We start from the raw sequence: 14,433 nt of genomic DNA, 5'->3' as shown, positions 1-14,433 counted from the left end.
TCTACTCCTTCACCAGCGCCGCCCACCGGTTCCCGGCAGGCGCGGCCGCCGCTGGCTCAGCAGCCGGCTTCTCGGACTCGTCGCCCTGGTTGACGGTGGCCGCCGTCGGGTTGTTGTGGGCTTCTTCGGAGGCCCTGGACGCATCCGCGTAGGGGCGGTGGTCAATCGGAATGGTGCGCAGCAGCACGGCCCGGGCCCCGGAGCCGAACATCACAGCCCTCCCCTTGGGCAGGGCGGACAGGTCCGCCACCGACATGATGTCGTCGGTGGCGTCCTGGCGGGAGGTGGACCCGGAGTCCTTCTGCCTCGAGGAGGACACGGAGGTGTAGGTGTACTTGCCGATCAATTCGACAAGCATCTTCAAGTAGCCCTCCTCTTTGACGTTGCCGCCGTAGGTGACGACGTTGGCGGTGGAGAACAGCTTCTTCATCCCCGACTCACCCCACACGTCCACCCCCTGGGACCAGGACTGCAGGAACGTGGAGACCACGATGCCCCGGGACCCGTAGTGGCTGTAGAGGTTGGGCAGGTTCATCCAGCGGCACACGTTGGCCGCCTCATCGAGCACGCACAGCATCGGGGTGGACAGCCGGCCCCCGCGCTGGGTGACGGCGTGCTCCTCGGCGGCGGTCACGGTGGCCACGGTCAGTGCGGTCACCAGCGGCCCGGCGGTGCCGGCGCCCTCCTTGGACAGGGCGTAGAGGGTGTGCTTGCCGCGCACGAATGTCTGGGGGTCGAATTGCGGGCGGTCATCGTCCGGGCCAGTGGGGTTGACCCAGGCGGCGATCTTTTCGTTCTTCAGGCACGCGGCCATCTGCAGGGCGGTGGAGTAGACGCTGCCCCGGTACTTCTCCGGTTGGTGGATGGTGCTGGCCACCGAGTCGGCTTCCTTGGTCCACCCGTGCTCATCGAGCAGTAGCGCGGGGGTCTCATCGGTGGAGCGGGTCAGCCAGTAGTGGACCTTCTCGATGGGCTCCCCGCCGACGGCGGCCGCGAGCAACAGCCCGGCGAGCAGGTCCTTGCCGGCGGAGTCGAAGTGGCCATCGCCCTTGGCCCCGACGTCCCGGGAGCCGGCGGCGAAGTTGTTCGCCATCTCGGCGGCGCGCTCACTGTCGGTGACGTAGGTCAGCGGGTTCCACCACCAGGTGGGCTGCTCCCCGGCGACTCCTTGGGGGTCGAAGACCCACACGTCGCCGTTCTCGGCGCGGAGGTCGCGGGTGAGGTCGGAGAGGTCGCGTTTGTTGGAGGTGGCGATCACCGGGCCCGGGGCCTCGATGATGGAGGGGGCGGCCTGGGAGGTGGTCTTGCCGGTACGGGTGCCCCAGATGTGCACCAGCGTGTCCTCCCAGGAGGCGTAGAGAGTATGTCCGCCGCGGACCATCTTGCCGATCATCACCCCCGGGGCCTCCACGCCGAAGCGGGCGGCCTTGGCGCGGGCTTCCTTCTCGGTGAAGGGGGCGACGTCGCGGACTGAGGCCATGCGCGGTGCGGCGCGGTCGTGTTTGACCACCTTCTGGGCCTTTTGGTGACGCTTCCACCCCCACAGCGCGAACAATCCCATTAGCAGCATCCCGATGGTGGCGGCCAGGACGATTTCGGTGGTGCGCCACGGGAGATCCCCGGTGAAAATGCCTAGGGACCGTTCCCAGTACCCGGTGGGCAAGGGATCCGTGCGCGGGGTCAGGGCATGTCCCAGGCTGGCGAGGACGTAGAGGATGGCCGGGACGCCGACCAGAATGAGGAGCAGGGTCAGCAGCAGGGCGACCTCCCCGCCGCCGGTCTGGTACTTGCGGTCCAGGGAGCTCACCGGGCGCCTCTTTCCTGGGCGGCGCGGGACTTGGCCTCGTGCCACTTCTTCTCGGTGTCGTGGACCTGGGACCGGCGCTCGGTGGGGGTGAACTCCATGGCGAACGGGATGCCGGCCCGGGAGCCGACCTTGATGAAGAACTTTCCCTGGCCCGGGGGCGGGGTGGTGGTGCGGTCGTCGAAGTACCAGGCGGCGTTCTCCTCGTCGGCCAGCCACTGAGTGAGCTCGTCGTCGGTGAATGCCTGGTCGGTGGGGGCGTAGACGTCGTCGTTGGTGTACTCCAGGGCCTCATCACCCCGGCGGTTCCAGGCGGGTGGGTCCTGCCAGGCAGCGAGCTGCTCCTGCTCACGCATGGACAGCGGCACGGACTCGGTGAGCAGCGGCATCTCGGACTTGGCGAGCCCGCCGAGGATCTTGATGCCGCAGCGGTCCATGATGCCCTTGGCCTTCGCCCGGTCCTCTTCCCCGCGGACTGCCATCAGATCGGAGGGGGTGTGGGAGGCCATGATCTGCCCTACCCCCCACTCCCGGTTCAGCCGGGTCAGCGCGTTGACCTGGTCCACGATGCCGGGCCCGGCCGCCAGGGTGTTCCACAGCTCGTCGAGGATCACCAGGAACCGCTGACGCTCGATCACCCCGTCATCAGCGAGCATGTTGGAAGTGGTCACGGTGCCGAAGCCGGCCGACCAGCACGCCATCAAGGTCGCCGCCCGCAGGTCCGACTCGGTCTGGGAGATCCGCGACAGGTCGAAGACCATCGGCCGGGAGGCATCAATCCGGTTGGTGGAGGGGTGGGCGAACATCTGCCCGAAGGCCCCGGAGCCGCACAGGGAGTTCAGCGAGGACTCCAACCCCTCGGTGATGGCCTCGTACCGGGCGTCGTCGCCGCGGTCCAGGGCGACCTCGCGCACCTCGACCGGCTTGTCCTTCAGGACCTGGCGCAGGTCCGCCATCACCGGCACCGTGCCGGACTCCGCGTGGCGGGTCTCGAGGACGGTGAGGCACCGGTCCAGGATCGACTCCTCCCGCTCATCCAGCGGCTTCTTGCGCAGGATCGCGATCAACGAGGCGATCAGCGACCGGCGCCTCGAATGCAGCTCATCCAGCAGCTCCTCCGCCCTGGCCGGGGACAGCAGCTTGGCGGCCGCCACGGCCCCGCAGTCGTCCAGGGGGTTGATGTGTCCGACTCCGCGGCCCAGGGGCAGGACGGCGCCGCCGAGGTGCTCGATCATGGCCACGTGCTCGCCCTTGATGTCACCGAGGATCAGCGGCCACACCCCGAAGGCGGCCAACCCGATCGCCATCCGGCGCAGCATGGAGGACTTGCCCAGACCCGGGTTGGCCATCACGAAGGCCGAGGGGTTGGAGATCACCCGCAGCTTCAGGAACCAGGAGATCGGGTCACAGCACACCGGTTCCCCCGAGAGCAGGTTCCGCCCCAGCGGCACGCCTTCCAGAGGAGAGCCGCCGCCCATGGGGAAGGGGAAGAGTCCGCAGACCTGGTAGTTAGTGCCGCGCATCTCCCGGATCGGGTGCAGCAGCTGCGCCTCGCCCAGCCCCCGGCCCTTGTGTCCCCGCGGGCCCGGACGACCCAGCGCCTTGGCAGTGACCGAGGTGCTGCCGGTACGCGGGGGGCGGGCGAAGACCTTCCCGAGCTTCACCCGGGCGAAGGCGCGGTCCAGGACGGTGGTGGTGGCGTTGCCCCGGCTGGCCGGGAGGATGATCTGGTCTCGCTGCTTCTGCTTCATCACAGGGCGTTCCTCACGGTCGAGGGCAGGGCCAAATGGTCCGGGATGACCACACCGAGGGGTAGGCCGGCGGCGAAGGTGGAGTCCTGGGCGCCGTAGGCCTCCTCCAGGCGGATCCGGGCGGAGGTGCCGAGGTTCTCGATGATGGCTTCGGCCTCGTCCAGCTCGGCCCGTGTGCGGACGGTGGCGGTGACGACGAGCCCGAAGTTCAACAGCCCCGCCCCGTCAGCCTCTTCAGCCGCGGTGGCCTGCGCCGCACGGGTCTCTCTCGTGTCCCGGGCGGTGGCGCGGTTGCGGGAAGAGGCGTTGAAGGTAGCGGTGTTGATGTCGTTCTCCACCATCTGCGCGGCCCTCGCCGGGTCGATGGGCCGGTAGAGCAGCGTGACGCGCTTGCGCACCAGCTCGGGGTTCGGGGCGATCAGGGCCTGGAGCACGTTGGCCTGGATGGTCGAGCGCGGGGGCACCGACATCGCCCAGGACTTCGACCAGGAACCGTTGTGGTGGTAGGAGTCCCAGAAGGTGTCGGCGGCCTGCGGGCCCACCTCACTCCAGTCCAGTTCCGGAGCCTTGCCCTGAGAATGGGCGCGGTCGAACAGGACCGCCTCGGCCGGGTCATAGGCCACCCGGATCACCTCACACAACTGCTGCGCCGTCAATGGCTCGGCCACTCCGGCCCCGGTGTCGTTCAGGGACAAGGTGAGGTTGGGCAGGCGCGCGGCCAGATCGTCCGCGACCTCGCCGGCGTTGCGGATCCGCCCGCCGGCCCGCACTGCGGCTTTGAACGTCACCGCGATGTAGGCCCGGGTCACCGTGGCCCCGGTGGGCAGCATCTGCACGGACTCGTTGATCACGTCCCGGGCGAACTGCGGTGCGTTATCAGCCATGCGCGCCTCGATTTTGCGGGCCAGCCGGTATCCGGAGTCCGGTGCGGTCTCGATCGTCACCGAGGCCGCGGTCAACCCCGGCTCGTCGGTGAGCATCCCCAGCCAGTGCGACCAGCGGTCCACCCACCGGTTGATGTGCTCTTGGTCAACCATGCCCCCGCCGTCGGGCTCGGAGGAGAACACCACGGTGTAGTGGTGGCGCTGCGGCACCTCGAGAAGGGCGAAGGGGCGACCGTAGCCGTCGTAGTGCTCCGTGATCTTCGACCGGGCCGAGATCCCGGGCAGCTTCGTGGTGCCCTCCGGCACCCGGCTGACGGGGCCGGCCCGGTAGACATTGGCCCCGCTGTAACGGGTATTGGCCCACCCGGCGCGGCGTACGATGCGCTCGATGAGGGTGCGCCCGTGCTTGTTCTTCTGCATCGACAGCGCGATCAGGGTCAAGACCACGGCCTCGAAGGCCAGGGCGACCAGCCACAGGTTGAGCATCATCAGCAGGATCCCGCCGACCACACCACCGATCAGCAACACCGTGCCAGCGGTGGACAGCCCGGCCAGGCCCTTGGAGGTCGGGGTGCGGAAATTGCCGTACACCCGCGGGCGGTTCTCGCTGGTCTTAGCTTCGGTCTGCGCCATCAGGGCGGCCCTCGTTTCCGGTCTCATTGGCGATCTGCGCCTTGAACGCACGTGTCTGCTGCTGGATGGCCTTGGCCGCCGGCTTCGCTCCGGAGGGGCCGGTCGGCCGCGCCCCGCTACGGGGCGGCGTCGCGCCGGCAGCACTGCCCGGGGCGGGTCGGGCTCCGATGCCAGACGCTGCCGCACCTGCACCATTGCCCGGGGTGGGGTGCACCCCGGTGCTCGTGGCGGGTTTCCCGGCTCCGTCTTGGTTGGGTGCCGCGGCAGAGGCTGCACCCGCCGAGCTGTTGCCCGAGGTGGAACTTCCAGCGCTGGAGGTGCCACCTCCTGCACTGGACTGAGTAGCTTCGGTGACTGCTTCGCCGGTCTTCTGCGCGGCGTTGGCCGCCGCCATGCCCAAGGCCACCGGAGCTGCGGCTGCCCCAGCTGCAGCGGTACCAGCCGTGCCTGCCGTGCTGGTTGTGCTGGCTGTGCTGGCCCCCGTGGTGCCAGCAGTGCCGGTGGTGCCACCGGGGCTGGAAGCCGGCCCAGGAGGCGGGGAGCTCGGCCCGCCCTTGGAAGGAGCAGAGGACTGGGACGACGGCGTGGAGGAGGAATCAGAGCCGAACCCACGCCCCGAGCGAGCCAGGTGGGAGGCGCCCTGCGGGATGGCGGCACCCATCGCCGCGATGCCCAGCGCCCCACCGCCACCGCCGGAGGAGGACATCGAGCCCAGTACGGGACTGAGGAAGCCGATAAGCACCGGCAACGCGAACACGGAGGCGACGATCATCATCAGCCCGGCGGCGAACTGGATCAGCCCGCTGCTCCCGTCCTCCCACACCCCGGTGGTGGACATCTTGATCGCCAACCCGTAGATCAGGGCGGCGGCCGGCTTGTAGAAGGCGAAGGCCAGGGTCCAGGCGATGACCTTCTGGAAGAAGTTCTTGCCCGTCTCGGTGTTCAGGAAGGCGGCTGAGAGCGGGAGGATCCCGGCCATCAGGAACAGCATTCCGGTACGCAGCACCATCAGCATCAGCTGGATGAGGTTCACGATGATCGCCACGACCCCGCCCACGATGATGAGGATGACGTTGCCGCCTAGCCACACCGGATCGGCCGCGCCGGCGCTGGTGGCGTTGTCCAGGGCCAGCAGTTTGAGCACGTCGGTCTGGAAGTCCTCCCCGATGGCGGAGTCGATGATCTGCACGGCCAGGGCGTCGGTGCCTGCCACCAGGACGTTGAGGATCGTGACTCCGGAGGCGGTGACCACGGCCAGGGTGAGCAGGCCCTTGAGCAGCTCCCGGGCTGGTTCAGCACGCTGGGTCCAGGCCATCTGGGCGCCGGCGATCATCACGCTCAGGGCGGCCACGGCCAGGGTGAGGTAGAAGGTCTGGTCCTGGATGAACCCGACAGATCCGGTCAGGTTCATCGCACGAGCCGGGACGAGGAAGCCGATCAGGCTGGTGGCTCCACCGATCAGTGCGGCCCCGGAGGCCAGGAGGGTGGCGGTGTTGACCAGGCCGGCTCCGTCGCCGCGGCGGGCGTTGGTGGCCAGTACGATGCCCAGGAACAGCACCCCGAACACGCACACGCCCATCCCGATCCAGCTCGCGTAGCTCAGCAGCAGGTCGATGTAGGCGTTGAACTCCCCACGGGCCGGGGTCTGGGAAGTGGCCCCGCCCTGGGAGGTGAGGCTGGCGCTGCCGATCCGGGTCCACATGGACCCCAGGGAAGCGATCGTGTCGACCACACCGGCGGTCACGCCGTCCGCGATCTGATCCAGGGCATCCCCGGCCGCCCCGCTCAGTGCTTCACTGATGGTTCCCTTGGCCTTGCAGATCCCGTCGAGGAAATCGCACTTCTCCTCAGCCATTGTCCGGGCCCCACGCGATGTAGCCGCTTAGGTCCGAGACACGGCCGGAGACGGGGCCACCGCTGCCGTCGTCCTGAAGCGCGAAGTGCCAGTCGCCTTCGTGCCACACCATGTCCGTTGCGGTTGTTGAGTAGACCTTCTCTGTGCCGTCGTCGGCTGCTAGGACTACTTCGACGGTGGCCTTGTCCTCGGTGTAGGACAGCAGGCGGAAGCCGGCCACCTCTACGGGTACCGATGTGGTGTCGTTCGCTGCTACCCGTTGCTGGACGTTGCCGATCGAGATGTCCTTGCCAGGGCCGTCCATCACCCTTGCCCTGATGGTGTCGAGGAGCACCTGGGGATCGTTGCCGGAGACCAGCATGTTGGTCGAAGCCAGAAGTGCCCCTTCGGGGGTGTGAGAAAAGCAGGACCGAACACCGGTGTCGGGGTCCACGGTGCCCGGTCCGTGTTCCTCGGAGGCGGGAGCGTAGACCGCGCCCAGGGCAGTCCACTCGACGTCCTCGGGAGCCTCGGTCAGGGTGGTGCCCCCGGTGGCGTCCAGACCGCACACCGACTCCCCGCCAGGGGCCGATTCGGCGGTCGTGACCGGTGCCGGTGCAGCCTGCGAGAGCTCTTCGCCGTCGGGCCACAGCCACAGGACGATTCCCAGTACGATCAGCAACGCGACGAGGACGGCTGAGATGAGGAAGCGGGGGGTCTTCCACCAGGTGTTGTTGTCGTCTGTCTCGATCTGATCTGTCACCTGCTGCTCCTTGGGTGGGGGGTGTTCCTCGGGCTGCCTGCGGTCATGCCCCGGCGATGAAGGAGAGGATCGAGGCGCCGCCAGAGATCAGGGCCACGGCCAGCACGATCTTGATGATTCCGGAGACCTCTTCGGTGGTCTCTCCGCGGCGGGCGTCGAAGGCCATCTTTCCGCCGACCACCAGCAGTCCCAGGACGGCGATGCCCAGGGCGATCCACTTGCCGACACCGACCATGCGGTTCCAGGTGTCGCCGATCCCGAGAGGGGCCAGTGGGTCGGAGTCGGGCAGGGCGGCCGGCAGCGCCAGCACGGTGTCCTGAGTAGCAAGTACGAGGTCGATCATTGGGGGGTCCTCTCAGAAAGTGCTTCATCGGCTGCCTCACCGAGGGCGGTGAGGACTTTTCTCGGCTCCCGGGCCATGGACGCCCAGTCCACGGCTCCGGTGAGTCGGAGCTCTTCGATCCAGGGCACCACCCAGGTGGAGGGCACACCGCCGGAGATCACCCGGGTCGCTGTGGCCAAGGGCTTCGGGGTGCGGCCCGGGGCATCGGCCACCAGGACCAGGCCTTGGAGATCGACGTCGGGGTGGGCGCCGGCCGCCCAGTCGCGGGCGGCGAGCCGGGCGGCGTCGAGGCCCCGTTTGTTCTGCCGGGCCACCAGGAACACCGTCGCCCGGGCGTGCTGGGTTCCATCGTCAGGGCGCAGGGGCCACCGGTGGTGGCAGCTCACGCCGCCGAGCAGGTCGGTCAGGACGGACTCCCCGGCCCCACCGTGGACACCGAGCCAGAACACGTCGTGGGCGTCGGTGAGAAACCGTCCCAGTCGCCCCTCGTGCTCGGTGAGCCCAGTGACGCCTCGCTGGGGACCTGAGGCGCCACGGAGGACCGTGACGGTCTCCTCCACGACGTCTTCGAAGATCGGCCGGGTCTGCTCCTCGAGGGAGGGCGACACCAGCTCGGCCCAACGGTTGTCCATCACATCTCCTCGGTCGCAGGGCCTCCAATAGACTGGACCCTATGTGCATTAGACAACATCAACGGAGGATTAGCAATGTTAAACAATGATAGAGAACAAATAGGTATGACTGTGTACAGTGTTGCGTGTGGGAGCGAAGGTGATCGTCGTGTCTGACGCGCTCGACCGGCTTTTCGAGGGTCTGCCCGAGCGGCTCACCGTCGATCAGCTCGCCCACGTGCTGGGTCTGGGTGATCGCACGATCACCTACCGCTGGTTGCGGGACGGGATCGTGCCGGCGATCAAGCTCGGGAAGACCTGGCTGATCCTGCGCGACGACATCAAGGAGCACCTTCGCTCTCAGTACAACGTCCCTCATTCCACCGACAATGACGGGGCGCACACGAACGAGGAGTAGGGAGAGCACCATGGCTCAGGCACTGGAGAGGCCGGTCTGCACGGCGAGGATCGCCGAGGACGACAGTGTGGAGGTGACGATCGACCGGGTCCCCTACGAGTTCGCCTCGATGCCGGCAGCCATTGAGCATGTGGTCTCTATCGCCGGTGACCTGGGGCGACCCGTGAAACTGACGGCCATCGACCCGACCTCCGCGACCGAGCCGGAGACCTCCCTGATCGTTTCTGCGGACGGCTCCGTGGCAGCAGATGCCAGTGTCCCCATCAAGAAACGACCCTCCCGGGGAGGCTCTTCACGTGCTGTCACAGTCGATGACCTTGTATCGGATGCTGAGGAGGCGACAGGCCCAGTGGCGGCGACCGAACCGGCCGCTGACCTGATTGAACACCAGCCCGTGGAGCCCTCCGTCGACGAGGAGCCCCTGGAGACGCTTCCCGATGCCCGTGTCCCCTGCTCAAGGGACGTCTCCGTGCCGCCAGTTCTGGCCCCAACGTCCGCGTCCGTCACGGGCGACACGCCCGCAGAGACCCCTCTGGGCCCTGCGCGCGCAGCTGGCCCACAGGCGGGCAGCGCACCCTCCAGCGCCCCGGCGCCCACCAGCTCCACGTCGGCCCCGGTGGTCGTCGAGGCCGGTGATCCCCGTCTGCAGCTGCGCCGGGAGACGACCACGGACACGCCCGAGTCGTCGGCCCGGCAGGGTTGGCGCGGGTGGTGCAACCAGGCCCTCGGGCTGTCCCTGGCGGCCTCGGCCGCTGAGCGGGCGTCTCGGGCCCGTCGCGCCCGGATCCAGCGGCCCCTGGAGACTCACCGCACCGTCGCCGTGCTCCAGCTCAAGGGTGGAGGCGGGAAGACCACCACGGCCTACCACCTCGCCGCCACCGCCGGACGGGTGCGCGGGGGCAACATTCTGGCCGGGGAGTTCAACGAGAACCAGGGCACCCTGGCCGAACGGGCCCTGACCGCCAATCATGACCGCACCACCCTGGATCTGATCCGCAACCTCGAGACCGTCACCCGCCGCACCGCCGACCTCGTGCGCTACGTGCGCCCCCAGGGCGACGACCGCATCCACGTGCTCGCCTCTCCGCCCGAAGGCACCGACCGGACACGGGTGGACGGACGCTCCGTGCGGGCAGCGCATGAGACCCTGCGCTCCCTCTACAGCCTGATCCTGCTCGACACCGGCAACTCCGCCCAGTCCTCCACCTGGCGGGCCGCCGTGGACGTGGCGGACTCCCTGGTGCTGGTGGCCCACAACCGCGAGGACGACGCCCGCCTGCTGGAAGCCACCGTGGCCGCCGTCCAAGCCGAAGGCCACGGGCAGAAACTGGCCCGCTCCGTGCTGGTGGTCTCCAACACCGCCACCAACAACACCGAACGTCTCACTCGCCTGCGCGAGTACGCCGAGGCGGTCGGACTCGCCGGGGTCGTCGTCATCCCCTTTGACAAGTCCCTCCAGGAAGGACGCGCCTTCCACTACGACGCCCTGCACCCGGGGACCGTGCGGGCCTACGAGGAAGCCACCGCCACCCTGACCGACCAGCTCTGACCCACCGCCCTCCCATCCCCCCAGGAGGCTGTGATGTCGGCTGGATCCCCCCGTGCCCTCAGCGCCGTCGTGGCGCTGCTGTTGGTCTTCGCCATCGGCTCGATCGTGGCCCTCGCCGTGCTCGTCGCGACCCTGGCCGAGGACGAGGAGACGACCTCAGCTACCTCCTGCACCGTCACCGCAGGCACCACGGACAACGACAACGGTGAGGAGCGGGCACTGAACATCCCCAACGGCTGGGCGCCACTGGTCGAAGCAGCCGCCCAGACCGCCGGGCTGCCCGTCAGTGTGGTGGCGGCACAACTGGCCCAAGAATCCAGGTGGAACCCGGACGCCACCAGCCCGGCCGGCGCCCAAGGCATCGCCCAGTTCATGCCCGCCACCTGGGCTACCTACGGCGAGGGTGGGGACCCCTTCGACCCTGAGGACGCGATTCCCGCTTATGGCCGCTACATGGCCGCACTGAAGACCGACGTGCAACCGATCGCCGGTGACGACGCGGACGAGCTCGTGCGCCTGACCCTGGCCGCCTACAACGCCGGGCCCGGTGCTGTTGAGCAGCACCGGGGTGTGCCGCCGTATCAGGAGACGCGCGACTACATCGACACGATCCTGGGCACCGGACAGTCCCAGTACTCCGCCAACTGCCAGGCCCCCACCGGGGCTCTGGCCTGGGACGGGGACCTGGGTGAAGGCGAGTGGACCACTCCGTTACCGGGCGGGGTATTTACCTCCGGCTTCGGGGGCCGCGCCCTGGCCGGGGTCCCCGGCTGGGCCAACCAGCACGAGGGCGTGGACATCGCCACCCCCGGGGCCGGCCAGGGGAACGGTGGAGTCGTCGTGGCCCCGACCGCCCTGCGGATCACCGGGTTCAACGCCACCGACGGGTGCGTGATCGCCAAGGAGAACGGGGACGACCCCGACTTCGGCTTCGCCTTCTGCCACCTGCACTCCTGGGACGTAGCCAAGGGCCAGAAGCTCGCCCGCGGCGACGTCATCGGCACCGAGGGCAACCGCGGCCGGTTCGGGATGGCCACACACCTGCACTTCGAAATCTACAAACCCGACGCCCCCGACCTCGTCTTCCCTTACCAGGGGCACAACATCGACCCCGAGCCCATCCTCAAACAGAAAGGAGCATGGCCGAAATGACCCGACCCCGCCTGATCACCGCCCTGACCCTGTGCATCCTGCCCCTCACCGCCTGCGGGCCCGAGACAGCACAACAGGCCAGCGAGCAGACCACCACCCCCACCACGGCCACTGCCTCCCCCACCGAGCTCACCGTCGGGCAAGGAACCTTCCCCGACCCGGACAACGTCGATCGCAGCGACGTGGAAGCCACCGCAGAGACCGCTGCCCTGATCATCCACTCCTGGGACACCGCCACCGACTGCACCCAGACCGCGGCCGCCATCCGCGCCAAACCGTTGATGTCGGAAGAGTGGGCGAACAACCAGATCGAGCCTGAACGCAACGGCAACCAGGCCGCCTGGCTGGAACCAGCAGAACACCAGGCCTACAGTTCCCCCAGTCTCGTACCGGCCGTCGGTGACGTCTCCCGCGACGTCGCCAAGGACAAAGCCATCCGCGCCTACGACCTCACCTGGCAATGGATCAGCCGCGACGGCCACCAGATCGAAGCCACCGGCCAACGCCAAGTCGTCATCTACCTCGAGAAGCACAACGGGCAGTGGGACGTCGTCGGCCACCAGTCCCAAGACATGGGCAATACCGAGTAAGCCCGACACACCCTCGAAAGTCCTAGCGCTAGTACAAGCGATATGAAAGGGTGAGCGTATGACGGAGTACACACCGCCCAAGCTGCTCGGGAAGCGAGTGGCATTCAGCATGCGCATCCTGCCTGAGCAGCACCGCCGTGCGGCGGAGAAGGCGGCCGCCCTGGGCCTGTCCCAGGCGGACTACGTCGGCGCTCTAATTGATCGTGACTACGGATTGCCGAACGCACTTGACGACCGGCAGAACGCTGAGGAGCTCCCCATCACTAAAACCGCTTAAACGACTGACGGCCCGCCGTGGAGGGCGGGCCGTCGAAGTCAATCAGCTGTCGCAAGTTTGCCGACCGAGACAGCTGGTTCAACAGAAACCGGATGAGAACCGCATATGAACCCATTACCAGGGGACTGTTGTGTCCCCTAGTGTACCTGAGGCGCGTCCGCAAGTGGACCCCGCCTTGCTGGATGTTGTCCTTTTTTGCCCCGAGACGCCGGCCCGCCGCTTCCTGGCGCACCACCGGATCGAGTACTTCCGATGCGGTCAGACCAAGTCGCAGGCGTTCCCGAACCGTGGGCGGCCTGCTGGTGAGTTCGCGTTTGTCCAGCTCAACCCGGCGGATTGGTTGAACTTCCTTGTCGTCGACGTCGATGACGAGGCCGCGTTGTTGAACCTGATGCACCCGGCCGTGCCCGAGCCGACCTGGATCATCGAGAACCCCGAGACCGGTCACGCCCAGGCCGGGTGGGCTATCGAACCGGTCTACCGGGGCGAGGGTGCTCGGCCGGGTCCGATCCGTTACGCGGAGGCGGTGCAGCGGGCCCTGGACCGGCTCGTGGACGGGGACCTGTGCTTCACCCGTTACCTGGTGCGCAATCCGGCTGCTGAGTTCCCGGCCGGGCGCGTGTGGTGGGGACGCAGAGCCAGCCCGTGGTCCCTGGGTGATCTCAAGGCGCACATGGCCGAGTACATCGACCCGTTCCACGACGAGGCCATCGACGGCCCCGCAGCACCGGCCTGGGACCCCGGTACGACCCTGCTGGGCCGCACCGGCATTCCGCGGGTCCCCGTCGTGGACACCGCCACGGAGGTGGGGCGCAACACCGCGATCTTCCGCGCCACCCGCCGGTGGCTGTGGGACCGACGGCAGCTCCACCACCAGACCCCGACCGAGGCCGCCTCGATCGCCCACGCCCGAGCGCTCAACGCCCAGCTGCCCGACCCCCTCTCCGATAGCGAGGTGGCCTGCCTGGCCCGCTCGGCCGTCCGCCAGGTCAACGCAGGCAAAGGACGCCCCACCTCCACCAGCGGCTCTGATGCCGCACCTGAGTACCTGGCGAGCATGGGACGGCGCGGCGGGAAGGCCCGCACCGAAGCCAAGGCGCGCGCGGCGGCGAACAACGCCGGAAAGGCCCGCCAAGCCCGCACCCACCGTGCCGGGCAACTGAAGGCTCAGGCTGCCCGGTTGCGGGCGGCGGGGGCGACCTACCGGGCCATCGCCGAGGCGGTGGGACGCACCGCACGCACTGTGATGGCGTGGCTGAAAAACGAGCCCGCCGCCCCCGCTGGCGACACCGTGGACGAGGGTGAAGTTCTCCAAGCAACAGGTATTGGTTCCGCCGGCGCTGGGCGCCCCGACCCCTCCCCTAGCCTGGTAGTGCCCCCCGCAGCTGCTGATGGTGAGGATCCCTCCGTGACGACTGAACCTGCCTACCAGTGGCCTGAAGGCGTCCTGCCCGGAGAACTAGACCCCGACTTCCGGGATCGGCTCCGCCCCGAGCACCGCGGCCTCACCCTCTGGGTGCCCCTGGACTACCTGGAGGACCACCCCATCGGCTCCGGGTACTGGTCTTTCACGAACGCTTCCGACTACTGGGAGACGGTCAAGGACGGACCGTTCCACGGCGCTGCGCTGGGTGGTCGGGAACTGCACGTGACTCAAGTGGGTGCCCGGGTAGGCGAACTCCACGGACTGCGCTTCCCACACCTGACGGCCGTCACCTATGAGGTCACTCGAGTCGCCGGCGACTCCTGCTGGTCAGCGCGGTTCCCCGGCTACATTGTCCACTGACGGGTCGCGTCCGAGCTGAGTGTCGCAGTGTTCTCGGG

Annotated in this window: 13 protein-coding genes; 6 read left to right on the top strand and 7 right to left on the bottom strand. The window is 68.3% G+C overall.

What is annotated here, in order from left to right:
* Window position 1 precedes the first annotated feature (1 nt).
* Genes PU704_RS17330 through PU704_RS17300 form a run of 7 tightly spaced genes read right to left on the bottom strand, consistent with a single transcriptional unit; the run spans window position 2 to window position 8,644 of the window.
* The gene (locus PU704_RS17330; RefSeq protein WP_277552139.1) at window positions 2-1,807 is read right to left on the bottom strand and encodes a type IV secretory system conjugative DNA transfer family protein; all 1,806 of its coding nucleotides are present in this window, start codon (window positions 1,805-1,807) and stop codon (window positions 2-4) included.
* Window positions 1,804-3,555, bottom strand: a complete 1,752-nt coding sequence (locus PU704_RS17325) for an ATP/GTP-binding protein (protein ID WP_075871011.1) — start codon at window positions 3,553-3,555, stop codon at window positions 1,804-1,806. Before PU704_RS17325 ends, PU704_RS17330 begins: the two co-directional genes overlap by 4 nt.
* Window positions 3,555-5,072: an SCO6880 family protein gene (locus PU704_RS17320; protein ID WP_277552138.1), complete on the bottom strand. Its 1,518-nt coding sequence runs from the start codon at window positions 5,070-5,072 to the stop codon at window positions 3,555-3,557. Before PU704_RS17320 ends, PU704_RS17325 begins: the two co-directional genes overlap by 1 nt.
* A complete protein-coding gene (locus PU704_RS17315; protein WP_277552137.1) occupies window positions 5,053-6,927 on the bottom strand; it encodes a TrbL/VirB6 family protein in 1,875 nt (624 codons plus the stop codon). Before PU704_RS17315 ends, PU704_RS17320 begins: the two co-directional genes overlap by 20 nt.
* Window positions 6,920-7,669: a DUF8175 domain-containg protein gene (locus PU704_RS17310; protein WP_277552135.1), complete on the bottom strand. Its 750-nt coding sequence runs from the start codon at window positions 7,667-7,669 to the stop codon at window positions 6,920-6,922. The genes PU704_RS17315 and PU704_RS17310 overlap by 8 nt, the downstream gene beginning before the upstream one ends.
* A 43-nt stretch (window positions 7,670-7,712) precedes the next feature.
* The gene (locus PU704_RS17305) at window positions 7,713-8,012 is read right to left on the bottom strand and encodes a hypothetical protein (RefSeq protein WP_277552134.1); all 300 of its coding nucleotides are present in this window, start codon (window positions 8,010-8,012) and stop codon (window positions 7,713-7,715) included.
* The gene (locus tag PU704_RS17300; RefSeq protein WP_075871082.1) at window positions 8,009-8,644 is read right to left on the bottom strand and encodes a DUF6668 family protein; all 636 of its coding nucleotides are present in this window, start codon (window positions 8,642-8,644) and stop codon (window positions 8,009-8,011) included. The genes PU704_RS17305 and PU704_RS17300 overlap by 4 nt, the downstream gene beginning before the upstream one ends.
* 148 nt (window positions 8,645-8,792) lie before the next feature.
* Here PU704_RS17300 and PU704_RS17295 point away from each other — a divergent pair, with 148 nt between their 5' ends.
* The 6 genes from PU704_RS17295 to PU704_RS17270 all read left to right on the top strand — a co-directional run bounded on the left by PU704_RS17295 (window position 8,793) and on the right by PU704_RS17270 (window position 14,395).
* Window positions 8,793-9,041: a helix-turn-helix domain-containing protein gene (locus PU704_RS17295; RefSeq protein ID WP_255396082.1), complete on the top strand. Its 249-nt coding sequence runs from the start codon at window positions 8,793-8,795 to the stop codon at window positions 9,039-9,041.
* 616 nt (window positions 9,042-9,657) lie between these two features.
* The gene (locus PU704_RS17290) at window positions 9,658-10,590 is read left to right on the top strand and encodes a MinD/ParA family ATP-binding protein (RefSeq protein WP_075871083.1); all 933 of its coding nucleotides are present in this window, start codon (window positions 9,658-9,660) and stop codon (window positions 10,588-10,590) included.
* A 33-nt stretch (window positions 10,591-10,623) separates the two neighbouring features.
* Window positions 10,624-11,742, top strand: coding sequence for a transglycosylase SLT domain-containing protein (locus PU704_RS17285; protein ID WP_277552133.1), 1,119 nt, complete (start codon window positions 10,624-10,626; stop codon window positions 11,740-11,742).
* Window positions 11,739-12,332 carry a hypothetical protein gene (locus tag PU704_RS17280; RefSeq protein WP_075872983.1) on the top strand — a complete coding sequence of 198 codons (594 nt, stop codon included), beginning with the start codon at window positions 11,739-11,741 and terminating at the stop codon, window positions 12,330-12,332. Before PU704_RS17285 ends, PU704_RS17280 begins: the two co-directional genes overlap by 4 nt.
* Before the next feature lie 58 nt (window positions 12,333-12,390).
* Entirely contained in the window at window positions 12,391-12,609 is a 219-nt protein-coding gene (locus PU704_RS17275; protein WP_075872984.1) for a hypothetical protein, read from the top strand.
* A 175-nt stretch (window positions 12,610-12,784) separates the two neighbouring features.
* Window positions 12,785-14,395, top strand: a complete 1,611-nt coding sequence (locus tag PU704_RS17270; RefSeq protein ID WP_255396352.1) for a replication initiation protein — start codon at window positions 12,785-12,787, stop codon at window positions 14,393-14,395.
* Window positions 14,396-14,433 lie beyond the last annotated feature (38 nt).

The organism is Kocuria oceani (genome assembly GCF_029524215.1).
GTDB classification, from domain to species: Bacteria; Actinomycetota; Actinomycetes; order Actinomycetales; family Micrococcaceae; genus Kocuria; species Kocuria oceani.
The sequence above is the reverse complement of the archived record's forward strand: the minus strand, read 5'-3'. Positions and strand labels throughout refer to the sequence as shown.